General features: G+C 66.4%; 34 protein-coding genes. 4 read left to right on the top strand and 30 right to left on the bottom strand.

The window, feature by feature from the left end; genetic code table 11:
• Positions 1-202 precede the first annotated feature (202 nt).
• The 27 genes from JL101_RS06010 to rpsL all read right to left on the bottom strand — a co-directional run bounded on the left by JL101_RS06010 (position 203) and on the right by rpsL (position 16,159).
• Positions 203-859, bottom strand: coding sequence for an adenylate kinase (locus JL101_RS06010; protein WP_203098926.1), 657 nt, complete (start codon positions 857-859; stop codon positions 203-205).
• Positions 856-2,199, bottom strand: a complete 1,344-nt coding sequence (gene secY / locus JL101_RS06005) for a preprotein translocase subunit SecY (RefSeq protein WP_203098927.1) — start codon at positions 2,197-2,199, stop codon at positions 856-858. Before secY ends, JL101_RS06010 begins: the two co-directional genes overlap by 4 nt.
• 90 nt (positions 2,200-2,289) lie before the next feature.
• Positions 2,290-2,781 carry a 50S ribosomal protein L15 gene (rplO, locus tag JL101_RS06000; RefSeq protein ID WP_203098928.1) on the bottom strand — a complete coding sequence of 164 codons (492 nt, stop codon included), beginning with the start codon at positions 2,779-2,781 and terminating at the stop codon, positions 2,290-2,292.
• Positions 2,782-2,806: 25 nt separating this feature from the next.
• On the bottom strand, positions 2,807-3,004 hold the full coding sequence (gene rpmD / locus JL101_RS05995) for a 50S ribosomal protein L30 (RefSeq protein WP_201073009.1): 198 nt from the start codon (positions 3,002-3,004) through the stop codon (positions 2,807-2,809).
• 2 nt (positions 3,005-3,006) lie between these two features.
• Complete coding sequence (gene rpsE, locus JL101_RS05990) at positions 3,007-3,612, bottom strand: 30S ribosomal protein S5 (protein WP_228435306.1); 606 nt, start codon at positions 3,610-3,612, stop codon at positions 3,007-3,009.
• A 12-nt stretch (positions 3,613-3,624) separates the two neighbouring features.
• A complete protein-coding gene (gene rplR / locus JL101_RS05985; protein WP_201073011.1) occupies positions 3,625-3,987 on the bottom strand; it encodes a 50S ribosomal protein L18 in 363 nt (120 codons plus the stop codon).
• A gap of 11 nt (positions 3,988-3,998) precedes the next feature.
• A complete protein-coding gene (gene rplF, locus JL101_RS05980) occupies positions 3,999-4,535 on the bottom strand; it encodes a 50S ribosomal protein L6 (protein ID WP_158044282.1) in 537 nt (178 codons plus the stop codon).
• Positions 4,536-4,544: 9 nt separating this feature from the next.
• Positions 4,545-4,943 (bottom strand): 30S ribosomal protein S8, encoded by a 399-nt coding sequence (gene rpsH, locus JL101_RS05975; protein WP_201073013.1) that lies wholly within the window; start codon positions 4,941-4,943, stop codon positions 4,545-4,547.
• Positions 4,944-4,958: 15 nt separating this feature from the next.
• A complete protein-coding gene (rpsN, locus tag JL101_RS05970; protein WP_201073019.1) occupies positions 4,959-5,264 on the bottom strand; it encodes a 30S ribosomal protein S14 in 306 nt (101 codons plus the stop codon).
• 19 nt (positions 5,265-5,283) lie between these two features.
• Positions 5,284-5,826, bottom strand: a complete 543-nt coding sequence (gene rplE / locus JL101_RS05965) for a 50S ribosomal protein L5 (RefSeq protein WP_201073021.1) — start codon at positions 5,824-5,826, stop codon at positions 5,284-5,286.
• Positions 5,827-5,834: 8 nt separating this feature from the next.
• Entirely contained in the window at positions 5,835-6,155 is a 321-nt protein-coding gene (gene rplX, locus JL101_RS05960; RefSeq protein WP_203098929.1) for a 50S ribosomal protein L24, read from the bottom strand.
• Complete coding sequence (gene rplN / locus JL101_RS05955; protein ID WP_158044277.1) at positions 6,155-6,523, bottom strand: 50S ribosomal protein L14; 369 nt, start codon at positions 6,521-6,523, stop codon at positions 6,155-6,157. Before rplN ends, rplX begins: the two co-directional genes overlap by 1 nt.
• 17 nt (positions 6,524-6,540) lie before the next feature.
• Positions 6,541-6,807, bottom strand: a complete 267-nt coding sequence (rpsQ, locus tag JL101_RS05950) for a 30S ribosomal protein S17 (protein WP_158044276.1) — start codon at positions 6,805-6,807, stop codon at positions 6,541-6,543.
• A 10-nt stretch (positions 6,808-6,817) separates the two neighbouring features.
• On the bottom strand, positions 6,818-7,021 hold the full coding sequence (gene rpmC, locus JL101_RS05945) for a 50S ribosomal protein L29 (RefSeq protein ID WP_158044275.1): 204 nt from the start codon (positions 7,019-7,021) through the stop codon (positions 6,818-6,820).
• Positions 7,018-7,443, bottom strand: coding sequence for a 50S ribosomal protein L16 (rplP, locus tag JL101_RS05940; protein WP_037453595.1), 426 nt, complete (start codon positions 7,441-7,443; stop codon positions 7,018-7,020). The genes rpmC and rplP overlap by 4 nt, the downstream gene beginning before the upstream one ends.
• Positions 7,444-7,473: 30 nt before the next feature.
• Complete coding sequence (gene rpsC, locus JL101_RS05935) at positions 7,474-8,229, bottom strand: 30S ribosomal protein S3 (protein WP_201073025.1); 756 nt, start codon at positions 8,227-8,229, stop codon at positions 7,474-7,476.
• 1 nt (position 8,230) lies between these two features.
• Positions 8,231-8,620 (bottom strand): 50S ribosomal protein L22, encoded by a 390-nt coding sequence (gene rplV / locus JL101_RS05930; protein WP_201073032.1) that lies wholly within the window; start codon positions 8,618-8,620, stop codon positions 8,231-8,233.
• Between the two features lie 2 nt (positions 8,621-8,622).
• Positions 8,623-8,901, bottom strand: coding sequence for a 30S ribosomal protein S19 (gene rpsS / locus JL101_RS05925; RefSeq protein ID WP_037453604.1), 279 nt, complete (start codon positions 8,899-8,901; stop codon positions 8,623-8,625).
• A gap of 12 nt (positions 8,902-8,913) precedes the next feature.
• Complete coding sequence (gene rplB / locus JL101_RS05920) at positions 8,914-9,741, bottom strand: 50S ribosomal protein L2 (RefSeq protein ID WP_203098930.1); 828 nt, start codon at positions 9,739-9,741, stop codon at positions 8,914-8,916.
• Positions 9,742-9,755: 14 nt separating this feature from the next.
• On the bottom strand, positions 9,756-10,064 hold the full coding sequence (locus tag JL101_RS05915; protein WP_201081528.1) for a 50S ribosomal protein L23: 309 nt from the start codon (positions 10,062-10,064) through the stop codon (positions 9,756-9,758).
• A gap of 5 nt (positions 10,065-10,069) precedes the next feature.
• A complete protein-coding gene (gene rplD, locus JL101_RS05910) occupies positions 10,070-10,690 on the bottom strand; it encodes a 50S ribosomal protein L4 (protein WP_203098931.1) in 621 nt (206 codons plus the stop codon).
• 5 nt (positions 10,691-10,695) lie between these two features.
• The gene (gene rplC / locus JL101_RS05905; protein WP_201073038.1) at positions 10,696-11,442 is read right to left on the bottom strand and encodes a 50S ribosomal protein L3; all 747 of its coding nucleotides are present in this window, start codon (positions 11,440-11,442) and stop codon (positions 10,696-10,698) included.
• A 72-nt stretch (positions 11,443-11,514) separates the two neighbouring features.
• Positions 11,515-11,823 carry a 30S ribosomal protein S10 gene (gene rpsJ / locus JL101_RS05900; RefSeq protein WP_037453618.1) on the bottom strand — a complete coding sequence of 103 codons (309 nt, stop codon included), beginning with the start codon at positions 11,821-11,823 and terminating at the stop codon, positions 11,515-11,517.
• 115 nt (positions 11,824-11,938) lie between these two features.
• Positions 11,939-13,129, bottom strand: a complete 1,191-nt coding sequence (gene tuf / locus JL101_RS05895) for an elongation factor Tu (RefSeq protein ID WP_201073040.1) — start codon at positions 13,127-13,129, stop codon at positions 11,939-11,941.
• Positions 13,130-13,181: 52 nt separating this feature from the next.
• Positions 13,182-15,260 carry an elongation factor G gene (gene fusA, locus JL101_RS05890; protein WP_203103357.1) on the bottom strand — a complete coding sequence of 693 codons (2,079 nt, stop codon included), beginning with the start codon at positions 15,258-15,260 and terminating at the stop codon, positions 13,182-13,184.
• 42 nt (positions 15,261-15,302) lie between these two features.
• Positions 15,303-15,773 (bottom strand): 30S ribosomal protein S7, encoded by a 471-nt coding sequence (rpsG, locus tag JL101_RS05885; protein WP_037461345.1) that lies wholly within the window; start codon positions 15,771-15,773, stop codon positions 15,303-15,305.
• A 14-nt stretch (positions 15,774-15,787) separates the two neighbouring features.
• Positions 15,788-16,159, bottom strand: coding sequence for a 30S ribosomal protein S12 (gene rpsL / locus JL101_RS05880; protein ID WP_037461346.1), 372 nt, complete (start codon positions 16,157-16,159; stop codon positions 15,788-15,790).
• Positions 16,160-16,705: 546 nt separating this feature from the next.
• Between rpsL and JL101_RS05875 the strand changes: the two genes are divergently transcribed.
• The 3 genes from JL101_RS05875 (at position 16,706) to JL101_RS05865 (ending at position 19,181) form a co-directional block, all read left to right on the top strand.
• Entirely contained in the window at positions 16,706-17,095 is a 390-nt protein-coding gene (locus JL101_RS05875; protein ID WP_203103355.1) for a response regulator, read from the top strand.
• A 117-nt stretch (positions 17,096-17,212) separates the two neighbouring features.
• A complete protein-coding gene (locus JL101_RS05870; protein WP_228435305.1) occupies positions 17,213-18,103 on the top strand; it encodes a rhomboid family intramembrane serine protease in 891 nt (296 codons plus the stop codon).
• A 262-nt stretch (positions 18,104-18,365) separates the two neighbouring features.
• Positions 18,366-19,181, top strand: a complete 816-nt coding sequence (locus JL101_RS05865) for an RNA polymerase factor sigma-32 (RefSeq protein WP_456115346.1) — start codon at positions 18,366-18,368, stop codon at positions 19,179-19,181.
• Positions 19,182-19,213: 32 nt separating this feature from the next.
• Here the strand turns inward: JL101_RS05865 and JL101_RS05860 are convergent, their stop codons facing one another.
• Complete coding sequence (locus tag JL101_RS05860) at positions 19,214-19,462, bottom strand: hypothetical protein (RefSeq protein ID WP_203103351.1); 249 nt, start codon at positions 19,460-19,462, stop codon at positions 19,214-19,216.
• 284 nt (positions 19,463-19,746) lie between these two features.
• On the opposite strand from JL101_RS05860, the gene JL101_RS05855 reads away from it, so the two are divergent.
• Positions 19,747-20,637 (top strand): TIGR01459 family HAD-type hydrolase, encoded by an 891-nt coding sequence (locus JL101_RS05855; protein WP_203103349.1) that lies wholly within the window; start codon positions 19,747-19,749, stop codon positions 20,635-20,637.
• 72 nt (positions 20,638-20,709) lie between these two features.
• On the opposite strand, the gene mgtE is transcribed toward JL101_RS05855, so the two are convergent.
• A complete protein-coding gene (mgtE, locus tag JL101_RS05850; protein WP_203103347.1) occupies positions 20,710-22,131 on the bottom strand; it encodes a magnesium transporter in 1,422 nt (473 codons plus the stop codon).
• Positions 22,132-22,219: 88 nt separating this feature from the next.
• Positions 22,220-24,511 (bottom strand): NADP-dependent malic enzyme, encoded by a 2,292-nt coding sequence (locus JL101_RS05845; protein ID WP_203103345.1) that lies wholly within the window; start codon positions 24,509-24,511, stop codon positions 22,220-22,222.
• Positions 24,512-24,550 lie beyond the last annotated feature (39 nt).

Genomic DNA, 24,550 nt, shown 5'->3' with positions numbered 1-24,550 from the left:
TTAACATTTGATCTGTGGCCCGTAAGGGGCCGTCCGTCTCGGTCACGGTCCTGACCAGCCGCGCCGAATCAGGACGAGTATTCAGGTCTCGGCTCCCTCAGGAACCAAGGAGCGCGGAGTATACCCGCCGCGCTCCTTGAGTCAACCCGTGTCTGTCTTGCAACCGTAACCGAGGGTTTGCGGAAGTCTTCAGGCTGCCTTTTCAGGCCGCCTTGTCTTTCAGCAACGCCTCGATCTGCCCGGTCACCTCGTCGATGTCGGCCATGCCGTCCACCGTCTCCAGAACCCCCCGCGCCTGATAGTAGGGCAGGATCGGCGCGGTCTGCTTATGGTAGGCACCGAGACGGGTGGTCACCGTCTCCGCGTTGTCGTCGGCCCGCCGGGTGAACTCGGTCGAGCCGCAGGCGTCGCAGACGCCCTCGACGGCAGGCTTCTGGAAAGTGTCGTGATAGCCCCGCCCGCACTTGGAGCAGGTGTAGCGGCCGGTGATCCGTTCCACCAGCGCGGCGTCGTCCACCTTCATCTCGATCACATGGTCGAGCTTCAGCCCCTTCTCCTCCAGCATGCGGTCCAGGGCCTCGGCCTGGGGGACCGTACGCGGGAAGCCGTCGAGGATGAAGCCGGCGGCGCAGTCCGGCTGGGAGATACGGTCGGCGATCATCTCGATCATCAGCTCGTCCGGCATCAGCTTGCCGGCCGCCATGATCTCCTTGGCCTGCTGGCCCAGCGGCGCACCGCTGGCGACGACCGCCCGCAGCATGTCCCCGGTCGACAGCTGGACGAGTCCGTGCCGATCCTCGAGACGCTTCGCCTGGGTCCCCTTGCCCGCACCCGGCGGTCCCAGCAGTATCAAATTCATCCTCTCCTCCCCCGCAGCTTAGCCTTCTTGATCAGGCCTTCGTACTGATGCGCCAGCAGATGCGAATGGATCTGCGCGACGGTATCCATCGTGACGGTGACCACGATCAAAAGGCTGGTGCCGCCAAAATAGAACGGGACGGCATACTGCGAAATCAGGATTTCGGGCAATAGGCAGACGACGGACAAATATGCCGCACCCACTACGGTCAGGCGGGTGAGGACATAGTCCAGATAGTCCGCCGTGTTCTTGCCCGGGCGGATGCCGGGGATGAAGCCGCCATACTTCTTCAGATTGTCGGCCGTCTCCGTCGGGTTGAAGACGATCGCCGTGTAGAAGAAGCAGAAGAACACGATCAGCGCCACGTACAGGATGATGTACAGCGGCTGGCCGTGGCCGAGATACGTGGTGACCGCGGTCAGCCACTCGGGCCCCTGACCGCCCGAGAAGCCCGCCACCGTCAACGGCAGCAGCAGCAGCGAGCTTGCGAAGATCGGCGGGATCACGCCCGACGTGTTGAGCTTCAGCGGCAGGTGCGAGCTCTCGCCGCCGAACATCCGGTTGCCGACCTGGCGCTTCGGATACTGGACGATGATCCGGCGCTGGGCGCGCTCCATGAACACGATGAAGAAGATCACGCCCACCGCCATCAGCAGCAGGAAGATGATGAAGAAGGTCGACAGCGCGCCGGTGCGCCCCAGTTCCAGAGTGCCCGCCAGGGCCCGCGGCAGTTCGGCGACGATGCCGGCGAAGATGATCAGCGAGATGCCGTTGCCGACGCCCCGCGCCGTGATCTGCTCGCCCAGCCACATCAGGAAGATGGTGCCGCCGACCAGGGTGATGACGGTGGTGGCCAGGAAGAAGACGCCGGGGTTCTGCACGGCGGCGCCGGCCGAGCCGGTCATGCCCTGTAGGCCCACCGCCATGCCGTACGCCTGTACCGTGGCCAGCAGGACCGTCAGGTAACGGGTGTACTGGTTGAGCTTCTTGCGGCCGCTCTCCCCCTCCTTCTTCATCTGCTCGAGCGTCGGGGACACCGCCGTCATGAGCTGGATGATGATCGATGCCGAGATGTACGGCATGATGTTGAGGGCGAAGATGGTCATACGCGACAGGGCGCCGCCCGAGAACATGTTGAACATGTCCAGGATGCCGCCGGAGTTCTGGCGGAAGATGTCGGCCAGGATGTTCGGATCGATTCCCGGTAGCGGGATATAGGTGCCGAGCCGGTAGATGATCAGGGCCCCGAGGGTGAACCAGATCCGCTTCTTCAGCTCGGTAGCCTTCGCAAAGGCGCCAAAGTTGATATTGGCGGCGAGCTGTTCGGCCGCTGATGCCATATTCTATTCCTCGACGCTCACGTGCGAAGTATGTCGTAACAGGCATGGCCGGCGCCTCCGAAGAGACGCCGGCCAGTCGATCGCGGACCTTTATTCGGCCGCGGGAGCCTCTTCTGCCTTCTTGGGCACCGTGACTTCCACGGTGCCGCCCAGGGCCTCGACCGCCGCAATGGCCGACGCCGAGGCGCCCGCCACCTTGAAGCTCGCCTTGGTCGTCAGCTCGCCCTTGGCCAGCAGGCGGACCCCGTCGCGGCTGTTCTGGGCGACTCCGGCCGCCACCAGGATTTCCCCGGTGATGGTCTGCGAGGCGTCCAGCTTGCCGGACTCGATGGCCTGCTGGATCTTGCCCAGGTTCGCCACGGCATAATCCTTGGCGAAGATGTTGGTGAAGCCGCGCTTCGGCAGGCGGCGATGCAGGGGCATCTGACCGCCTTCGAAGCCCTTGATCGCGACGCCGGTACGCGAGGTCTGACCCTTCACGCCGCGGCCGCCGGTCTTGCCCTTGCCCGAACCGATGCCGCGTCCGACGCGGATGCGGTTCTTGCGGGCGCCGGCATTGTCCCGGATCTCGTTGAGTTTCATGATCTTGTTATCCCCTCGCCCGTTCTCAGCCCTGGCTCTCGACGCGAACCAGATGCTGAACCTTGGCGATCATGCCGCGGACGGAAGGGGTGTCCTCCAGCTCCCGCGTGCGGTGCAGCTTGTTCAGCCCGAGACCGACGAGGGTCTCGCGCTGATCCTTCTTGCGACCGATCGGGCTGCCGATCTGCGTCACGATGACGGTGCTCTTGGTCTCGTCAGCCATGATCAGGCCTCCTTGATCTCGGTGCCGGTCGCGTCGCGACGGCCCAGGATGTCGCTGACCCGGCGGCCGCGGCGGGCGGCCACGGCCCGGGGGCTGACCACCTGCGCCAGGGCGTCGAAGGTCGCCTTGATCATGTTGTGCGGGTTCGAAGTGCCGATCGACTTCGTCACCACGTCCTGCACGCCCAGCGCCTCGAAGATCGCGCGCATCGGACCACCGGCGATGATGCCGGTACCGGTCGGAGCCGCCCGGAGGACGACCCGGCCGGCGCCGAAGTGACCATGCACGTCGTGATGCAGGGTCCGGCCCTCGCGGAGCGGAACGCGGATCATGGTGCGCTTGGCCTGGTCGGTCGCCTTGCGGATCGCTTCCGGCACCTCGCGGGCCTTGCCCGATCCGACGCCGACGCGGCCCTTGGCGTCGCCCACGACCACCAGGGCCGCGAAGCCGAACCGACGGCCACCCTTCACCACCTTGGCGACACGGTTGATGCCGACCAGCTTTTCTACCAGATCGCTCTCTTCGCGGTCGCCACCGCCCCGGTTCTGACGGTCCCGGTTGTCGCCGCCGCGCTGGTCGCGCTCGCCGCCTCTTTCATTGCGTGCCATATTCGGGTCCCCTTAGAACGACAGGCCGGCTTCACGCGCGGCGTCGGCAAGCGCCTTGACGCGCCCGTGGAAGAGATAGCCGCCGCGGTCGAAGACCACCTGCGTGACGCCGGCAGCCGTCGCCCGCTCGGCGATCAGCTTGCCGACCAGCTTGGCGGCCTCGATGTCGGCGCCGGTCTTCAGCTGCTCGCGCAGATCCTTGTCGATGGTCGACGCGGACGCCAGGGTCTTGCCCTCGCTGTCGTCGATCACCTGGACGTAGATATGCTTGCTGGACCGGAAAACCGACAATCTGGGCCGGCCGCCCGCCTTCTTCCTGATCTGCGTACGCACCCGCATCTTGCGGCGTACGTTCAGTTCCCTTGACGTTTTCATCGGCCGTGCCCCTACTTCTTCTTGCCTTCCTTGCGCAGCAGAGTCTCCGTCGCGTACTTGATGCCCTTGCCCTTGTAGGGCTCCGGCTTACGGAACTGACGGATTTCTGCGGCGACTTGGCCGACCTTCTGGCGGTCGGCCCCGGAAACGGAGATCGCGGTCGGACGCTCGGTCTTGATCGTGATCCCGGCGGGGATCGGATACGTCACGTCGTGCGAGTAGCCGAGCTGGAGGACCAGGTCGCTGCCCTGCACGGCGGCACGATAGCCGACGCCGTTGATTTCGAGGTTGACCGTGAAGCCCTCGCTGACGCCCTTGACCATGTTGGCCACGAGCGTGCGCGAGGTCGCCCACATCATCTTGCCGCGCTTGCTGTCCGCATGGCGCGGCTTGACGACGACCTTGCCGTCATCGAGCGAGGCCGCGATGTCATCGATCAGGGTCATGCTGAGCTGGCCCAGCTTGCCCTTGGCCGTCAGGGTCTGGCCGTTGACGGCGACGTCAACGCCAGCCGGGACCGGCACGGGGTGTTTACCAATTCGTGACATGGCTGCCTCTTAGAACACGCGGCAAAGCACTTCACCGCCGACATTGGCGGCGCGGGCTTCGTTGTCGGACATCACGCCCCGCGGGGTCGACAGGATCGAGATCCCGAGACCGTTGTAGACGCGCGGCAGGTCCTTGATCTTCGAGTAGACGCGACGGCCGGGCTTGGACACGCGGCTGATGGTCTTAATGACCGGCTCGCCCTCGTGATACTTCAGCTCGATCCGGAGCTGCGCGATACCGGGGCGCAGTTCCTCCTGGAAATAGCCGCGGATGTAACCCTCGCGCTTCAGAACTTCCAGCACGCTCGCCCGCAGCTTGGATGCCGGGCTGTCGACGCTGGTCATGTGAGCCCGCTGACCGTTGCGGATGCGGGTCAGCATATCGCCCAAAGGATCGCTCAAAGACATCTTTCCGATCCCCCCTTACCAGCTCGACTTCGTCATGCCCGGGATCTGGCCGTTGGAGGCCAGGTCGCGGAGCGTGATGCGCGAAAGCTTGAACTTGCGATAGAACGCGCGCGGACGACCGGTCATCTCGCAGCGGTTGCGGACGCGGGTCCGGCTCGAGTTGCGCGGCATCTCCGCGAGCTTGAGGCGGGCGGCGAACTGCTCTTCGGGCGTCAGAGCGGGGTCCTTGGCGATCGCCTTCAGCGCCGCGCGCTTGTTGGCGAACTGCTTGACCATGCGCTCACGGCGCTTGTTCTTCTGGATGGCACTCGTCTTGGCCATGGCTGTAACCTCCTGCCGCTCAGCTGACGAACGGCATGTCGAAGCCCTTGAGGAGCGCCTTGGCCTCCTTGTCGGTCTTCGCAGTCGTCACGATGATGATGTCCATGCCCCGGATCTCGTCGATCTTGTCGTAATCGATTTCCGGGAAGATGATCTGCTCTTTCAAGCCCATGGCGTAGTTGCCGCGGCCGTCGAAGCTGTTGCCCGGCACGCCGCGGAAGTCGCGGACACGCGGCAGGGCAACCGTCACCAGACGGTCGAGGAACTCGTACATGCGCTCGCGACGCAGGGTCACCTTGCAGCCGATCGACATGCCTTCACGCAGCTTGAACTGAGCGATCGACTTGCGGGCCTTGGTCACCACCGGCCGCTGGCCAGCGATTGCAGTCAGTTCGGCCACGGCCGAATTGACTTTCTTGCCGTCGGAGGTCGCCTCGCCAACACCCATGTTGATGACGATCTTCTCGATCCGCGGAACTTCCATGTCGTTGGCGTAGTTGAACTCAGCCTTCAACTTCGGGCGTACGACGTCGTCGTATTGCTTCTTCAGCCTGGTCGTCATGGTGGCGCTCACAGATCGATGACTTCGCCGGACCGCTTGGCGACGCGCACCTTGCGGCCATCCTCGAGGGTTTTGAACCCCACGCGGGTCGGCTTGTTGTCTTTGGGGTCGACATGGGCGACGTTGGAGACGTGGATGAACGCCTCGATCTCCAGGATGCCGCCGGCAGACGTCTGGGTCTGGCGCTGGTGCTTCTTGACGATGTTCACGCCGCGCACCTTGACCCGGTTCTCCTTGGGAAGGACCTCGATCACCTCGCCGGTCTTACCCTTGTCCTTGCCGGCGATGACGACGACCTTGTCCTTCTTCCTGATCTTGGCTGCGGACATCACAGCACCTCCGGCGCGAGCGAGATGATCTTCATGAACTTCTTGCCGCGCAGCTCGCGGGTCACCGGTCCGAAGATACGGGTCCCGATGGGCTCGCCCTGCTTGTTGATCAGCACGGCGGCGTTGCGGTCGAAGCGGATGGAGCTGCCGTCGGTGCGCCGGATCTCCTTGGACGTGCGGACGATGACCGCACGGTGCACATCACCCTTCTTGACGCGTCCGCGCGGGATGGCCTCCTTGACCGAGACGACGATCACGTCGCCCACGGCGGCCACCTTGCGCTTGGACCCGCCAAGCACCTTGATGCACTGCACCCGGCGCGCGCCGCTGTTGTCGGCGACCTCCAGGTTGGTTTGCATCTGGATCATATGTCAGACCTCTTCAATCAGCCGGCGGAGGCGCCGGCGGCTGCCGCTGCTGCGGCGTCGGTAAGGACCATCCAGCGCTTGCGCTTCGAGATCGGGCGGCATTCCTCGATGAAGACCTGGTCGCCCGTCTTGAACTGGTTGGCCTCGTCATGGGCAGCGTAACGCTTCGACTGCCGGATGAACTTCTTGTACACGGGATGCATCACGCGGCGCTCGACGAGGACGATAATCGTCTTATCGCCCTTGTCGCTGACGACCGTGCCCTGCAAAACACGCCGGGGCATGGGTAAACTCCTACGACGCGGACGAGCGCACGCGCTCGCCCAGAATGGTCTTGATGCGCGCGATGTCGCGGCGCACCTGGCCGACGCGCGCGGTGTTCTCGAGCTGGCCCGAGGCCCGGCGGAAGCGCAGGTTGAACTGCTCCTTCTTCAGGGTCAGGAGCTGGTCGTTCAACTCGTCGGCGGTCTTGGCGCGCAGATCGGTCGGCTTCGTCATTGATCCAACTCCTCGCCCAGGCGGGTGATGAACCGGGTCTTGATCGGCAGCTTGGCGGCGGCGAGTTCGAAAGCCCGCTTGGCCAGGTCGCCGGGGACGCCGTCCAGTTCGAACATGATGCGGCCGGGATGGACGCGGGCCGCCCAGAACTCGGGCGAGCCCTTGCCCGAGCCCATGCGGACTTCGGCCGGCTTGGTCGAGACCGGAACGTCCGGGAAGATCCGGATCCAGACGCGGCCCTGACGCTTCATGTGACGGGTGATCGCGCGGCGGGCCGCCTCGATCTGGCGCGCGGTGATGCGCGCCGGCTCGATCGCCTTCAGGCCATAGGCGCCGAAGTTGAGCTGAGTCCCGCCCTTGGCGGTGCCGTGGATGCGGCCCTTGTGTGCCTTGCGGTACTTCGTACGCTTAGGACTTAGCATGGCATGTGCCCTCTACTAGTATCCTGCCGTTCAGCGGTCGCCGCGATCGCCACGATCGCCGCGATCACCCCGGTGGTGGTCGCCGCGTTCGCCGCGTTCGGGCCGTCCGCTGGGACCGGCCTGTTGTTCACTGGCGCGCTTGTCCTGCGCCATCGGATCGTGCGCAAGGATTTCGCCCTTGAACACCCAGACCTTCACGCCGCAGGTACCGTACGTGGTCTTCGCGGTGGCGACACCGTAGTCCACATCGGCACGCAACGTGTGCAGCGGCACGCGACCTTCGCGATACCACTCCATGCGCGCGATCTCCGCACCGCCGAGGCGGCCGGAGCAGTTGATCCGGATGCCCTGGGCTCCCAGGCGCATCGCGGACTGCACGGCACGCTTCATGGCGCGGCGGAAAGCCACGCGGCGCTCCAGCTGGTTGGAGATGTTTTCGGCGATCAGCTTGGCGTCGATCTCCGGCTTGCGGATCTCGACGATGTTCAAGTTGACGTCCGAACCGGTCATCTTCGCCAGCTCGCCGCGAAGCTTCTCGATATCGGCACCCTTCTTGCCGATAACAACCCCCGGGCGCGCCGAATGGATGGTCACGCGGGCCTTTTTCGCAGGCCGCTCGATCACCACGCGGGACACCCCGGCCTGCTGAAGCCGGCCCTGGAGGAAACTACGCAGCTTCAGGTCGCTATGCAACAGGTCGGCGTAGTCCCGATCCGCATACCAGCGGCTATCCCAAGTGCGGTTGATGCCGAGCCTGAGCCCGACGGGATTGATCTTCTGACCCATGTTACTCGGCCTCCACCGCTTCTTCGCGCTCGCGCACGATCACGGTCAGATTGCTGAACGGCTTCTCGATCCGGGCGCCGCGACCGCGGGCCCGGGCGTGGAACCGCTTCATCACCAGCGCGCGGCCGACGGTGGCCTGGGCCACGTAGAGGCGGTCCACGTCGAGCTGGTGGTTGTTCTCCGCGTTGGCGATCGCCGACTGCAGGACCTTCTTGACCTCGTCGGCGACCCGCCGCTTGGAGAAGGTCAGGTCGGCCACGGCCGCCTGCGCGCTCTTGCCGCGGATCAGCTCGGCGACGAGGTTGAGCTTGCGGGCCGAGGAACGGATCATCTTGCCGAACGCCATCGCCTCGTTCTCGGCGATGCGAGGCGCATTCGCTGCCTTGCCCATGGCTACTTCCTCTTCGACTTCTTATCGGCCGCGTGGCCGTAATAGGTCCGGGTCGGAGAGAACTCGCCGAACTTGTGGCCGATCATGTTCTCGGTCACCAGGACGGGCAGGAACTTCTGACCATTGTGAACGCCGAAGGTCAAACCGACGAACTGGGGCAGGATGGTGGAGCGACGCGACCAGATCTTGATGATCTCGTTACGCCCGCTTGCCCGCGCCTTATCGGCTTTCTTCAGCAGGTAGCCGTCGATGAACGGCCCCTTCCAGACGCTGCGCGCCACGACGTAACTCCTTTACTTCGCATGACGGCGGCGCAGGATCTGGCCGTCCGTCTTCTTGTTGTTCCGCGTCTTCTTGCCCTTGGTCGGCTTGCCCCACGGGGTCACCGGATGGCGACCGCCGGAGGTCCGGCCTTCGCCACCGCCGTGCGGGTGGTCGATCGGGTTCATGGCGACGCCACGGACCGCCGGGCGCTTGCCCAGCCAGCGATTGCGGCCGGCCTTGCCCAGGTTGATGTTGGACTGGTCCGGGTTGGACACCGCGCCGATCGTGGCGAGGCATTCGCCGCGCACGATGCGCAGCTCGCCCGACGCCAGCTTCAGCTGGGCGTAGCCCTGGTCGCGGCCGACGAGCTGGACGTAGGTGCCGGCCGAACGGGCCAGCTGGCCGCCCTTGCCCGCCTTCAGCTCCACATTGTGGACGATCGTGCCCACCGGGATGTTCTTCAACGGCATCGCGTTGCCCGGCTTCACGTCCACGCGCTCGCCGGAGACGATGCTGTCACCCACCTTCAGACGCTGCGGCGCCAGGATGTAGGCCAGCTCGCCGTCCTCGTAGCGGACCAGCGCGATGAACGCGGTGCGGTTCGGATCATACTCCAGCCGCTCGACGACGGCCGGCTGATCGAACTTGCGCCGCTTGAAGTCGACCAGGCGGTAGCGGCGCTTGTGGCCGCCGCCAATCCGACGCGCGGTGATGCGGCCGGTGTTGTTGCGGCCGCCGCTCTTGGTCAGGCCCTCGGTGAGGGACTTGACCGGCTTGCCCTTCCACAGCTCCGAACGGTCCACCAGCACGAGCTGGCGGAGCGACGGCGTGATGGGCCGGAAGTTCTTGAGTGCCATCGGTCAGTTCAGCCTTAGACGCCAGTGGTAACGTCGATCGTGTGGCCTTCGGCCAGGGTCACGACCGCTTTCTTGAAGTCCGAACGACGGCCCAAGATACCCTTGAAGCGCTTGGTCTTGCCCTTGGTGATCAGCGTGTTGACCGCCGTCACCTTGACCTTGAACAGCCCTTCCACCGCAGCCTTGATCTCCGGCTTGGTCGCGTCCATCGGAACCTTGAACGTGACCTGACGGTGTTCGGAACCCATCGTCGACTTCTCGGTGATGACGGGGGCGGTGATCAGATCGTACATCCGCTCCTGGCTCACCGAAGGTTTCGAGATCTTGCTCATTTCAGACGAGCCTCCAGCTGCTCGACAGCGTTGCGCGTCAGAACCAGCGTGTCGCGGCGCAGGATGTCGTAGACATTGGCACCCTGCTCCGGCAGCACGTCGATCAACGGAACATTCCTCGACGCACGCACGAAGTTCTCATCCAGGTTGGCGCCGTCGATGATCAGCGCCGAGGTCAGGCCGAGCTGCTTGAAGCGCTGGACCATCTCCCTGGTCTTGTGGCTGTCGGCCGTGGCGGCTTCCAGGACCACCAGCTTGCCTTCGGCCAGCTTGGTCGACAGCGCGGTCTTCAGGGCCAGCTTGCGGACCTTCTTGTTCAAGTCGTGGGCATGGCTGCGCACGACCGGACCGAAGATCGCGGCGCCGCCGCGGAACTGCGGGGACCGCAGCGAGCCCTGGCGGGCGCGGCCGGTGCCCTTCTGGCGATGCGGCTTCTTGGTCGTGCCGCTGATCTCGGAAATGCCCTTGGCCTTGTGGTTACCGGACCGCCGCTTGGCGAGCTGGTAGTTGACCATGCGGGACAGGAGATCGGTACGCAGCGGAACGCCGAACACCGCCTCGTCGAGATCGATCTCGCCGACCTCTTCGTTGTTCAGATTCTTGACGGTCGTCTTCATGTCATTCACTCCGTCGGCTCGGCGCCGGTCTCGGCGGCAGGGGCCTCGGGTGCGGGAGCGGCGGCGGCGCCATCGGTCCGGACGCGAAGGGCGGCCGGGAACGGCAGGCCTTCCGGAGCCTTGCGCTTGACGGCATCGCGGACGAGCACCCAGCCGCCCTCGGAACCCGGGACGGCGCCCTTGACCAGGATCAGGCCGCGGTCTTCGTCGACCTGGACGATCTTCAGGTTCTGGGTGGTCACGCGCTCGGAGCCGAGGTGACCGGCCATCTTCTTGTTCTTGAAGGTGCGGCCGGGGTCCTGGCGGTTACCGGTCGAACCATGCGAACGGTGCGACACCGACACGCCGTGGGTCGCGCGCAGACCGCCGAAGTTCCACCGCTTCATGCCGCCGGCGAAGCCCTTGCCGATCGTCGTCCCGGTGACGTCCACGAGCTGGCCCGGGATGAAGTGGGCAGCCGAAATCTCGGCGCCGACCTCGATCAGGGCGTCGGCATCCACGCGGAACTCCACCACCTTGCGCTTGGGCTCCACCTTCGCCTTGGCGAAGTGGCCGCGCTGGGGCTTCGTGACGTTCTTGACCTTGGCGGTACCGGCGCCGAGCTGGACGGCGGTGTAGCCGTCGGTCTCCTCGGTGCGCACGGCGACAACCTGGCAGTTGTCGACCTTCAGCACAGTGACCGGCACATGTTCGCCCTCGTCCGTGAAGACGCGGGTCATGCCGAGTTTCTGCGCGATCAAACCGGATCGCATGGTTTACTTCTCCTTACTAGGGACATCCTCAGGGGGAGAGGTCCCTTACCCCTATTCTTGAAGCACTTGTACCTAGAGCTTGATCTCGACGTCGACGCCGGCGGCGAGGTCGAGCTTCATCAGCGCGTCCACGGTCTGCGGGGTCGGGTCGACGATGTCGATCAGGCGCTTGTGCGTCCGGATCTCGAACTGCTCGCGCGACTTCTTGTCGATGTGCGGCGAACGGTTGACCGTAAACTTCTCGATCTGCGTGGGCAGGGGGATCGGACCCCGAACCCGTGCGCCGGTCCGCTTGGCGGTGTTGACGATCTCGCTGGTCGACTGGTCGAGCACGCGATGGTCGAACGCCCGCAGGCGGATCCGGATATTCTGACTGTCCATCGTCTTCAAAACCCGTTTCTCTGCCGCTGAAGGGGCCGCTCCGGGGAGCGGCCCCTCTTCGTCGGCTAACTCGTTGCGCCCGTGGGGACCAACCCCACAGCGAACCCGAACCGATTTACTTGATGATGCTGGCGACGACGCCGGCGCCGACGGTGCGGCCGCCCTCGCGGATGGCGAAGCGCAGGCCTTCGTCCATGGCGATCGGGGCGATCAGGGTGACGGTCATGGCGACGTTGTCGCCGGGCATGACCATCTCGGTGCCTTCCGGCAGGGCCACCATGCCGGTCACGTCGGTGGTCCGGAAGTAGAACTGCGGACGGTAGTTGGTGAAGAACGGCGTGTGCCGGCCGCCCTCTTCCTTGGTCAGGATGTAGGCCTCGGCCTTGAACACGGTGTGCGGCGTGATCGAGCCGGGCTTGGCCAGCACCTGGCCGCGCTCGACGTCCTCGCGCTTGGTGCCGCGCAGCAGCGCCCCGATGTTGTCGCCCGCCTGGCCCTGGTCGAGCAGCTTGCGGAACATCTCGACGCCGGTCACGGTGGTCTTGACCGTGTTCTTCAGGCCGACGATCTCGATCTCCTCGCCGACCTTGACGATGCCGCGCTCGACGCGGCCGGTCACCACGGTGCCGCGGCCCGAGATCGAGAACACGTCCTCGATCGGCATCAGGAACGGACGGTCGACCGGACGCTCCGGCTGCGGGATGTACTCGTCCACCGCCGCCATCAGCTTCAGCACGGCTTCCTTGCCGATCTCCGGGCTCTTGTCCTCCAGCGCCATCAGCGCCGAGCCGTGGACGATCGGAATGTCGTCGCCGGGGAAGTCGTAGCTGCTCAGCAGCTCGCGCACTTCCAGCTCGACCAGCTCCAGCAGCTCGGGGTCGTCGACCATGTCGACCTTGTTCAGGAACACCACGATCGCCGGGACGCCGACCTGGCGGGCCAGCAGGATGTGCTCGCGGGTCTGCGGCATCGGGCCGTCGGCCGCCGACACCACCAGGATCGCGCCGTCCATCTGCGCGGCACCCGTGATCATGTTCTTCACGTAGTCGGCGTGGCCCGGGCAGTCGACGTGGGCATAGTGGCGGTTGGCCGTCTCGTACTCGACGTGCGCCGTCGAGATCGTGATGCCGCGGGCCTTCTCCTCCGGCGCCTTGTCGATCTGGTCGTACGCGGTGAACGTCGCACCGCCCGTCTCGGCCAGAACCTTGGTGATCGCCGCCGTCAACGAGGTCTTGCCGTGGTCGACGTGACCGATCGTGCCGATGTTGCAGTGCGGCTTGGTCCGCTCAAATTTCGCCTTCGCCATGGTCCTCAGTCTCCATAATCTATCTTAGTCACCGGCAGTTCACTCGAGAGCCTTACGCCACCCTGGCGCGGACCTCATCGGCGATGGCCTGCGGCACCGGTTCGTAGTGGTCGAATTGCATCGTATGATGCGCGCGGCCCTGGCTGATGGACCGCAGGATATTGGCGTATCCGAACAGGTTTGCAAGCGGAACCAGGGCGGTCACCGCCGCCGCGTCCCCGCGCTGGTCCACCTGCTCGATCCGTCCGCGACGGCTTCTCAGGTCGCCGATCACGCCGCCGGCGAAATCCGCCGGAGTGACGATGTCGACGCTCATGACCGGTTCCAGCAGCACCGGCCCCGCCTTGCCCAGCGCGTCGCGGAACGCCGCGGCGCCGGCCAGTTCGAACGCCAGCGCGGAGCTGTCGATGTCATGGCGCGCACCGTCCAGCAGGCTTACCGCCACGTCGGTCACCGGGAAGCCGGCGACGACTCCCGCGTTCCCGGCCGCCTCGACGCCCTTCTCGACGGCCTGGACGAATTCCTTCGGCAGGACGGCGAAAGCCACCCTGCTCTCGAAACGGACGCCGCTCGCCGAAGCGGCCGGCTCGACCGCCAGCCGCACGCGGGCGAACTGGCTGGCGCCCCCGACCTGCTTGCGGTGGGTATGGTCCACCTCGGCCCGCTGCGAGACGGTCTCGCGGTAGGCCACCCGTGGGCCGCCCACCTTGGCATCGACCTTGAATTCGCGCTTCAGGCGGTCGGCCAGGATCTCCAATTGGAGCTCGCCGGCGCCCCGGAGGACGGTCCGGCCCGGCTCCTTGTCCGCGGCGACGGCGAAGGAGGGATCCTCCTGCGCCATGCGCCGCAGGGCGGCGGCCATCTTCTCCGCGTCCGCCCCGGTCCGAGGCTCCACGGTGACCTCGATCAGGGGCTCGGGAAACTCGGTCCGCTCCAGCACGATCGGGTGCGACGGGTCGCACAGCGTATCGCCCGTGGCGGTATGCTTCAGGCCGGCGAAGGCGATGATGTCGCCGGCGATGGCCTGCTTCACATCCTCGCGCGCGGTGGCCTGCATCTGCAGCATCCGGCCGATCTTCTCCCGCTCGCCCTTCAGCGGGTTCAGTACCGTCCCGCCTACCGCCTGGGTGCCGGAATAGACACGGGCGAAGGCCAGAGAGCCCGCGACCGGGTCCGACATGACCTTGAAGACCAGGGCGGAGAACGGCGCGGCGTCGTCCGCCGGACGGACCGCCTCGTCGCGCCCCTCGCCTTCCGTGCCCCGGATGCCGCCGATGTCCGCCGGGGACGGCAGGTAATCGACGATAGCATCCAGGACCGGCTGGATACCCTTGTTGCGGAAGGCCGAGCCGCACAGCACCGGCACGAACTCCGCCGCGCAGGTGCCCCGGCGGATCAGCGCCTTCAGCGCCGCCACGTCCGGGACGGTCCCGGCCAGGAACGCCTCGGCCGCCTCGGTATCGACCTGGACCGCGGCCTCGACCAGCTTGGCGCGGTACTCGGCGACCTGCGCTTCCAGGTCGGCCGGGATCCCGGTCTCCTGGAACGAGGCGCCCAGCCCGTCGTCCTGCCACACCAGCGCGCGCTCGCCCAGCAGGTCGACGACGCCCCTGAAGCCGTCGCCGCCGCCGATGGGCAGCTGCAGGAGCAGCGGGGTCGCGCCGACCCGATCGGCCAGCATGCCGATGGTGCGGAAGAAGTCCGCGCCCGGCCGGTCCATCTTGTTGACGAAGCACAGCCTCGGCACGCGGTGCTGGTCCGCTCGCCGCCAGGCTGCCTCGGACTGCGGCTCGATCCCGACCGCGGCGTCGAACACCGCCAGCGCGCCGTCGATCACCCTCAGCGTCCGCTCCACCTCGACCGGAAGGTCGACATGGCTCGGCGTGTCGATGATGTTGATGCGGTGGCCGTTCCAGAAGCAGGTGGTCGCCGCCGACGTGATCGTGATGCCCCGCTCCTCGTCCTCACCCGCCCACGCGGCATCGGCGCCGGAAGCCGCGGTGGTTTCCGCGGGCTTCCCGGACCGGCCGGTGTAGTAGAGGATCCGCTCGGTGGTCGTCGTCCGACCGGCATCGATGTGAGCCATGATGCCGATGTTGCGATACCGGTCGAGCTGCGTGGAGCGTGACATGTCGAGTTCTCGGACTGCTGTCTGGTCAGATCGCCGAAGCGATTACCAACGGTAGTGCGAGAAGGCCTTGTTGGCCTCCGCCATGCGGTGGGTATCTTCGCGCTTCTTGACCGCCGAACCACGCTGGTTGGCGGCGTCGAGCAGCTCGCCCGACAGGCGCTCGGTCATGGTGTTCTCGGACCGGGCGCGAGCGCTGTTGATCAGCCAGCGGATGGCCAGGGCCTGGGCGCGGTCCGAACGGACCTCGACCGGAACCTGGTAGGTGGCACCGCCGACGCGGCGCGACCGGACTTCCAGGTGCGGCTTCACGTTGCCCAGGGCATCGTGGAAGACCTGGACCGGGTCGGCCTTGGCGCGGCCTTCGACGCGCTCCAGCGCGCCGTAGACGATCGCTTCCGCGACCGACTTCTTGCCGTCCAGCATCAGGCAGTTCATGAACTTGGTGAGGACGCGGTCGCCATACTTGGCATCCGGCAGAACCTCGCGCTTCTCCGCGCGACGACGACGAGACATTCTTCAGGATCTCCTTACTTCGGACGCTTCGCGCCGTACTTCGACCGGCGCTGCCGACGGTCCTTCACGCCCTGGGTATCGAGCGAACCGCGGATGATGTGATAACGGACACCGGGAAGGTCCTTCACGCGGCCGCCGCGGATCATCACCACCGAGTGTTCCTGAAGATTGTGGCCTTCACCCGGGATGTAGCTGGTAACTTCGAAGCCGTTGGTGAGGCGCACGCGGGCGACCTTACGAAGCGCCGAGTTCGGCTTCTTCGGGGTGGTCGTGTACACGCGGGTGCAGACACCACGCTTCTGCGGGCACTCTTCCAGTGCCGGCACCTTGTTGCGCGCCGCCAGAGGCTGGCGCGGCTTACGGATCAACTGACTGATCGTCGGCATCAGAGCCCTTCTTCCATTAAGTCCCGTCGTCGGCAAACCAGATGCCAGACGATGCAAAAACCCGCCGTCGAAGCGTAAACTCCGCCTCGTGCGGGTAAATCATCAAACGCCGTCCGAAAAAGCTCGGGTGCGGCTATGTCAGGTCGGAGCCTCAAGGGCGGCAGCGTCTAGCCCGCGAACGGTCTACTACCTGCCTCCCGAAAAGGTTCGCGGATAATAAGGATGTACCCACCCACCGTCAAGCATCCGTAACAGATATTTTACCCGGCAGTCTTATGGCGGATGGCCATACCGGTCGGCCGCCGCATCGCCGTAAGGAGGCAGGGGCCGGAAGTCTTCGACCCGCGGCGCCGGCCAGGCGCCGCGATCGGACAGGATAGGGAGTAATGCCCGCAGATTTTGCGTACCCGGCGGTCGACCCTCTTACAGGTCCGGAAATATGCCGTAATGACGATGGCAGAGTGAACCGTCCTTCGGACATTATCAGGGAAAGAGATCATGACGGTCCGCCCGCGCGCGGCCAGAGATGAAGTGTGGGATCCAGGGATGGCGAGCAAATTGCGACTTCTCATTGCAGAGGACGATGAACTCGTCGTCATGGGGTTGACAATGGTGATCGAGCAGCTGGGCCATCAGGTCTGTGCGACTGCGCAGACCGCCGGACAGGCCGTCGATCTGGCCGAGTCGAGCGGCCCGGACCTGGCCCTGGTCGACGTGGCGCTGGCGGACGGAACGGATGGGCTCGCGGCGACCCGGGAGATCTCCGGCCGGCTGGGAGTTCCCGTCATCGTCTGCAGCGCCCATGCGAGCCCCGCCGACGCCTATGCCGCGGGCGCGCGGCATTTCCTGATGAAACCCTTCGGGATCGAGGCCCTGACGGAGGCCATGCGGTCCGTTCACCGGTCCGGCGACACCGGGGTCGTGTTCGCCGCCTGAGCGGGCGTCGGGTCCCGGTCAGCCATGTCCGGCCACCGGTATATCGATCCGTCGGCATATTGATATAGTGACGCCGGACGCGTCCGGCCCCCTGCCGGTCCCGGAGCAGGTGTATCGTTGCGCTCGGAACGTTCCCCGCGCCGGCAGGGTTTGTTCCGGGTGCCGGTCCCGCGGCGGGTCGTGCCGTACACTCCCTGGCTGGTCGAGGACGCGATGTTCACCCTTCCCCTTTCGGACGACAATCCGACCCGGCGCACTCCCGTCGTCACCTATGCGGTCATCGCCGCCTGCGTCGCGATGTTCCTGTGGCAGGTCTCGCTGGGTCCGCGGGCCGGCCAGGCCATCGTCTATTCCCTCGGCCTGATCCCGGCCGTCCTGTTCGGCTCCGCCCAGCTGCCGCCGGAACTGCGGATGGTCCCGGCTTCGGCCAGCGTCTTCACCTCGATGTTCCTGCACGGCGGCTGGATGCACCTGCTGGGCAACATGCTGTATCTCTGGATCTTCGGAAACAATGTCGAAGACAGCATGGGACGGGGCCGCTTCCTGGTCTTCTACCTGCTGTGCGGCACGGCGGCGGCGCTGGCCCAGGGGTTCGCGGCACCGCAGTCGCAGATCCCCATGATCGGGGCCAGCGGGGCGATCGGCGGCGTGCTGGGCGCCTACCTCGTCCTTCACCCGCGCGCCAACGTGCGGATGCTGTTCATCATCCTCTTCTTCATCCGCATCGTCAGCGTTCCGGCGGCGGTCGTGCTGGGGCTCTGGTTCATCCTGCAGTTCGTCAGCGGCGCCACGACCCCGACCACCGGCGACGACGGCGGCGTGGCGTTCTGGGCCCATGTCGGCGGGTTCGTGGCCGGCGCGGCCCTGATCCCCTTCTTCAAGCGACGCGAGGTGCCGCTGTTCGAGCGCCGGCACACCCGGCCGTTCGAGGTGGCGCCGCCCGGCGCGTTCAGGCGCCGGGGCAGCGTGCCGCCAGCCGGCGGCCGGTCCTGGCCGCCCGGCCGGTGAACTTCGAGGCGCCGTTTCGAGACCCCTCTTAAAGCTGTATTTTCAATGCAGGTTCTTCTTGAAGCAGGGTCCAGCCTCCCCATATCTGATGTCGTTCCCGACATAAGCACCCTCCTCGCGCCTCCGCCGCCCGACAGCGGCGGAACGGCGACGGGTCGCTCTGTCTCGTGTGCGGGAACACTACGTGTCTTGGAGGTTCGTTTTGAGCATTCATACCGACGACACCCTGACCCCGTTCATCGAGGAATCCCGTCGCTTCAAGATGCTGACGGCCGAGGAGGAAATCGATCTGGGCCGCCGGTGGCGCGACGAGGGCGACCGGCGCGCCATGCGCCTTCTGGTCGGCAGCCACCTGCGCCTGGTCATCAAGATGGCCCGCAATTTCGCCGGCTACGGCCTGCCGGTCGCCGACCTGATCGCGGAAGGCAATGTCGGCCTGATGCAGGCGGTCGAGAAGTTCGACCCAGAACGCGGGTTCCGGTTCAACACCTATGCCATGTGGTGGATCAGGGCCGCCATGCAGGGCTATGTCCTGCATAACTGGTCCATGGTCAAGCTGGGCACCACGGCCGCCCAGAAGAAGCTGTTCTTCAACCTGCGCCGCCTGAAGCGCGAGATGCAGGAACTGGAGTCCGGCGACCTTTCGGCGGAGACGATCACCTCGATCGCGACGAAGCTGGACGTCCCGGAGGCGGAGGTGGTCGACATGAACCGGCGACTGGCCGCCGCGGACAGTTCCCTGAACGCGGTGACGGCGATCGACGGCGAGATGGAATGGCAGGACCTGCTGGTCGACCAGCGGCCCGATCAGGAAAGCATCGTCGCCGATGCGGACGAGTTGGCATCGCGCCGGCGCCTGCTGGCGCTCGGCATGGAAAAGCTGAACGACCGGGAGCGCCGCATCCTGGTTGAGCGCCGCATGAAGGACGAGCCGACCACGCTTGAGGAGCTCAGCCGCGAATACGCCGTTTCCCGCGAGCGTGTCCGGCAGATCGAGATGCGGGCTTTCGAGAAGCTGCAGAAGGCCATGCTGACCGCCGTCCCGGCCGCACGCGACCGGCTGGCGACGGCGGCCTGACGCCCGGCCCCGGGGCTTGCCCCGTCAAGGCTTCACTTGAGGCGGGACGAGCCCAGCCGGTGGAACGGAAACGGGATCACGTCGGCGCTCCTGCCCTCGCCCGACAGGCGTCCCTCCTTGTCGGCAAAGCGGATGGGCACGTCCGTTCCCGCCAGGGTCGAGAGATAAACGTCCATGGAGGTGTTGACGCACTTGTACATGGCCAGGGTCATCTCGGCGCTGTACGTCCAGAAGGCCGCGCAGGCATAGGCCTGATGGGCCATGATGGAAAAGAATACCATAATGCTGTCCGTCCCCTCCAACGCGGGTTTGCGACCTTCTCCGACTCAGTTTGATCCAGTCATCCTGAAGAAGCCGCTAACCACCGCCTAACAGGATGTCGGATCGTTCGTTGCGCAATCCCGGCGACCCGAGTTTCCGAAACCACCATCACGATATGGCCCCGGGAACGCCCCGGGACCAACTCCATCTTTCGGGCAAGCCGGGTGCGACACCAAGGCAACCCGTCCGCGGCACCTGCCATGGGACACTGTCCGGATCCTCCATCCAGCCGGGATCAGCGACCATGGCCGACAGCATGCATGAAGACATCCCGCTCCTCGACGGGCTCGCCCGGCTGGCCGACGATTACGACGCCTTCATCGTCGACGCCGGCGGCGTGCTCCACGACGGCTCCGCGGCCTACCCAGGGGCCTTGGCCGCGCTGGAAAGCCTCAAGGCCGCCGGCAAGCGCATCTGCCTGCTGACCAACCAGGCACGCCGCACCGCGTCGGCGGCGCGCCTGCTCGACGGACTGGGGCTCGCCACCGGGCTGTTCGATTACCTGCTCACGTCGGGCGAACTGGCGCACCAGTGGCTGCGCCACAGGCCGGAACCCTGGCTCGAGGATCTCGGCACGGCCTGCCTGCATTTCGGGCCGATCCGGGACGCCGAGCTGATCCATGGCCTGGACATGGAAGCGGTGGACCAGCCCTATCTCGCCCACTTCGTCCTGGGCACCGGCCTGAACGATGTCGAGGAAAGCCTCGCCGACTACGAGGAAGTGCTGAGGATCTGCGCCAGGGCGGACCTGCCGATGCTCTGCGCCGATCCGGAGCGGTGGATCCTGGCCGGCGACGGCCGGGCTCCGGGCGGCGGCGCGCTGGCCCGACGCTATGCCGAGCTGGGAGGTGCCGTCGATTACTGCGGGCTCCCGTTCAACGACCTCTATGACCGCTGCTTCGCCTTGCTCGGCATCGGCGACCGCAGCCGCATCCTCGCGATCGGCGACAATCTGGCCACCGACTTGGCCGGCGCCGAGGCGGTGGGATTGGACTCGGTCCTCGTGACCGGCGGGCTCCACCGCCAGGATCTCGGCACCGCCTGGGGAGAGGCACCCGATGCCGGACGGCTGGCCGCCCTCTGCGCCGCCGCGGGCAGGCGCCCGCGCGCCGTCCTGCCGACGCTTCGCTGGTGATGTCCGCGGGAAGCTCCGGACACCGGCGCGCGGCCTCGACTCCCGTCGAAACTCCTGTTCCGGAAGCGGGACCTACAGCAGGATCAGCGCCGCCAGCCCCAGGAAGGCGAAGAAGCCGATGACGTCGGTGACCGTGGTCAGGAACACGGCGCTGGCCACGGCCGGGTCGATCTTCAGCCGGGCCAGCCCCAGCGGGATCAGGGTCCCGCACAGGCCGGCGACGAACAGGTTGATGATCATCGCCGATCCGATGACGATCCCGAGCAGCGGGTCAGCGAACCACAGACCGGCCACCAGCCCGATGATCACGGCGAACAGCGCGCCGTTGATCGTCCCGACCAGCGCCTCCTTGGCGACGACGCGCAGCGCGTTCGCCTCGGACAGCTCCCGCATCGCCAGGGCGCGGACGGTCACCGTCAGCGTCTGGGTCCCGGCATTGCCGCCCATGGATGCGACGATCGGCATCAGCACGGCCAGCGCCACGATCTGCTCGATCGTCCCCTCGAACACGGCGATCACGGCCGACGCCAGGATCGCGGTGAGCAGGTTGACGAACAGCCAGGAGAAGCGCGACCGCGTGGTGTCCAGCACCGCCCGGTAGATGTCGGTGTCGGGCACGCCGCTCAGCTTGAGCAGATCGTCCTCCGCCTCCTCGTCGATCACGTCGACCACGTCGTCCACCGTGATCACGCCGAGCAGCCGCCCGGCCCCGTCCACCACAGGCGCCGAGACCAGTCCGTACTGGCGGAACAGGAAGGCGACCTCCTCCTGGTCGGTGGTCGCGGAAACGGTGCGGATGTCCTCGGTCAGGATGTCGCCGACCTTGACCGAACGCTTCTGCCGCATGATCCGGCTGAGCGGGACCGCGCCCACCACCCGGTGCATGGGGTCCACGATGAAGATGTCGTAGAAGTCTTCCGGCAGGTTGTCGGTCTCGGTGCGCAGATAATCCAGCGTCTTGCCGACGGTCCAGAACTGCGGCACGGAAACCAGGTCGCGCGACATCAGGCGGCCGGCGCTGTATTCCGGGAAGGTCAGGCCCTCCTCGACCAGCGCGCGGGTCTCAGGCGGCAGGTTCTCCAGGATCTCGCGCTGCTGGTCGGCGTCCAGGTCCTGGATCAGGTCGATCGCGTCGTCGCTCTCCAGCTCCGCGACCGCGGCCGCCAGCTCGCGCGGCTCGAGCTGGTCGACCAGGACGTCGCGCAGCGACGGGCTCAAATAGGCGAAGATCTCCGCGTCGAAGCCCGGACGCAGGATATCGATCAGGGCGCCCCGGTGATCGGGTCCGATCTGCTCGACCAGGTCGGCCAGGTCGGCGGCGTGGAGGTCGGAAACCACCGCCTCAACCTCGCCGATCCTACCGTCGTCCAGCTTCTCGCGGACGCCGTTGACGAGATCGGGGGAGACCCCGAACTCGTTCTCTGCCTCGTCGTCGCGGTCGGACCCGGGCCGAACCGGCTCGGGCCGCTCGATTTCCGGAGCCGCCTCGGTCATCCTGCCCTCTTCCTTGCTGCCGGTCCGGCGGATACGGTTTCGATCGACTGGAGCCCGGTCGCTCCGTCCGGGCTCCAGTCGATCGCGCCTACGGCTTCGCGGCCGCCTCCGCGGCCGAGACCTGGGCATCGACCGTCGCGAGCGCCGACATGTTGACGATGCCCCGGACGGTCACCGACGGGGTCAGGATGTGCGCCGGCTGGGCGACGCCGAGCAGCACCGGGCCGACCGACAGGCCGTCGCCCATCACCTTCGTCATGTTGAAGGCGATGTTGGCGGCGTCCAGGTCGGGCATGACCAGCAGGTTGGCCTTCCCCTTCAGGCGCGAGTTCGGGAAGATCCGGGCGCGGATCTCCTCGGACAGGGCGCTGTCGGCATGCATCTCGCCCTCGACCTCCAGGTCGGGACAGCGCTTCGTGATCTCGACCAGCGCCTGGCGCATCTTGACGGCGGACGGGCTGTCGTGGCTGCCGAAATTGCTGTGGGACAGCAGGGCCACCTTAGGCGCCAAGCCGAACCGCCGGACCTCCTCGGCCGCCAGCGCCGTCATCTCCGAAATCTCCGGCACGGTCGGGTCGGGCGACACATAGGTGTCGCACATGAAGAAGGTGCCCTTGTTCAGGATCAGGACGCTGAGCGCCGCCGGGTTGTGGACTCCCGGCCGCAGGCCGATCACGTCGCGGATGTCGCCCAGGTGGTTGCGGTACTTGCCGATGGTGCCGCAGATCATCGCGTCCGCCTCGCCCCGGCGGACCATCAGGGCCGCGATCACGGTCGTGTTGGTGCGGACCACCGTCCGGGCGACATCCGGCGAGATGCCGCTGCGCTCCATCAGGCGATGATAGAGGTTCCAGTAGTCGGCGTAGCGGGGATCGTTCTCCGGGTCGACCAGATCGACATGCTCGCCGATCCTGATCCGCAGCCCCGCCTTCTCGATCCGGCGCATCACCACGTCGCGGCGGCCGATCAGGATCGGCTTCGCCAGCCGGTCGTCCACCACCACCTGGACCGCGCGCAGCACCCGCTCCTCCTCGCCCTCTGCATAGACCACGCGGCGCGGGTCCTGCTTGGCGCGGACGAAGACGGGCCGCATCAGCAAGCCGGAGCGGAAGACGAACTCGTTCAGCTTGTCCTCATAGGCCGCGAAGTCCTCGATCGGCCGGGTCGCCACGCCGCTGTCCATCGCGGCCCGGGCCACCGCCGGCGCGATCTGGAGGATCAGGCGGGGATCGAACGGCTTGGGGATCAGGTGCTCCGGGCCGAAGCCGGAGAGCTGGTCGCCATAGGCCGAGGCCACCACGTCGCTCGCCTCCGCCATGGCCAGGTCGGCGATGGCGCGGACGGCGGCGATCTTCATCGCCTCGTTGATGGTGGTGGCGCCCACGTCCAGGGCGCCGCGGAAGATGAAGGGGAAGCACAGGACGTTGTTGACCTGGTTCGGATAGTCCGACCGGCCGGTCGCCAGGATCGCGTCGGGACGGATCGCCTTGGCCTCCTCCGGCATGATCTCCGGCACGGGGTTGGCCAGCGCCAGGATCAGCGGGTCGGCGGCCATCTGCTCGACCATGGCGGGCTTCAGCACGCCGGGGGCGGACAGGCCCAGGAAGATGTCGGCGCCGGCGATGACCTCGCCCAGGGTGCGCGCGTCGGTCTCCTGCGCGTAGCGCTCCTTGCGCGGGTCCATCAGCTCGGTGCGGCCCTTGTAGACCACGCCGAGGATGTCGGTCACGGTGATGTTGGAGACCGGCATGCCCATGTCGACCAGCAGGTCCAGGCAGGCCAGCGCCGCGGCGCCCGCGCCGGACGCGACGAGCCGCACGTCCTCGATCCGCTTGCCGACCACCCGCAATCCGTTCAGGATCGCGGCGCCGACGATGATCGCGGTGCCGTGCTGGTCATCATGGAAGACCGGGATCTTCATGCGGGCGCGCAGCTTCTCCTCGATGTAGAAGCATTCCGGCGCCTTGATGTCCTCGAGATTGATGCCGCCGAAAGTCGGCTCCATCGCCGCGATGATCTCGACCAGCTTGTCCGGGTCCTTCTCGTCCAGCTCGATGTCGAACACGTCGATGCCGGCGAACTTCTTGAACAGGACGCCCTTGCCTTCCATCACCGGCTTGGCGGCCAGCGGCCCGATCGATCCCAGGCCCAGCACGGCGGTGCCGTTGGTGATCACGCCGACCAGGTTGGCCCGGCTGGTCACGGCGCTGGCTTCGGCGGGATCCGCGACGATCGCCTCGCAGGCGGCGGCGACGCCGGGCGAATAGGCCAGCGCCAAGTCGCGCTGGGTCGCCAGCGGCTTCGTCGGCGTGACCGCGATCTTCCCGGGCGTCGGCTGACGGTGGTAATCGAGTGCTGCGTCCCGCAGATTTTCAGCCATTGCTCCCCCCGGCCATGACGACGGGCGACGGTGCATCCG

This window comes from Skermanella rosea (assembly GCF_016806835.2).
GTDB classification, from domain to species: Bacteria; Pseudomonadota; Alphaproteobacteria; order Azospirillales; family Azospirillaceae; genus Skermanella; species Skermanella rosea.
The sequence above is the reverse complement of the archived record's forward strand: the minus strand, read 5'-3'. Positions and strand labels throughout refer to the sequence as shown.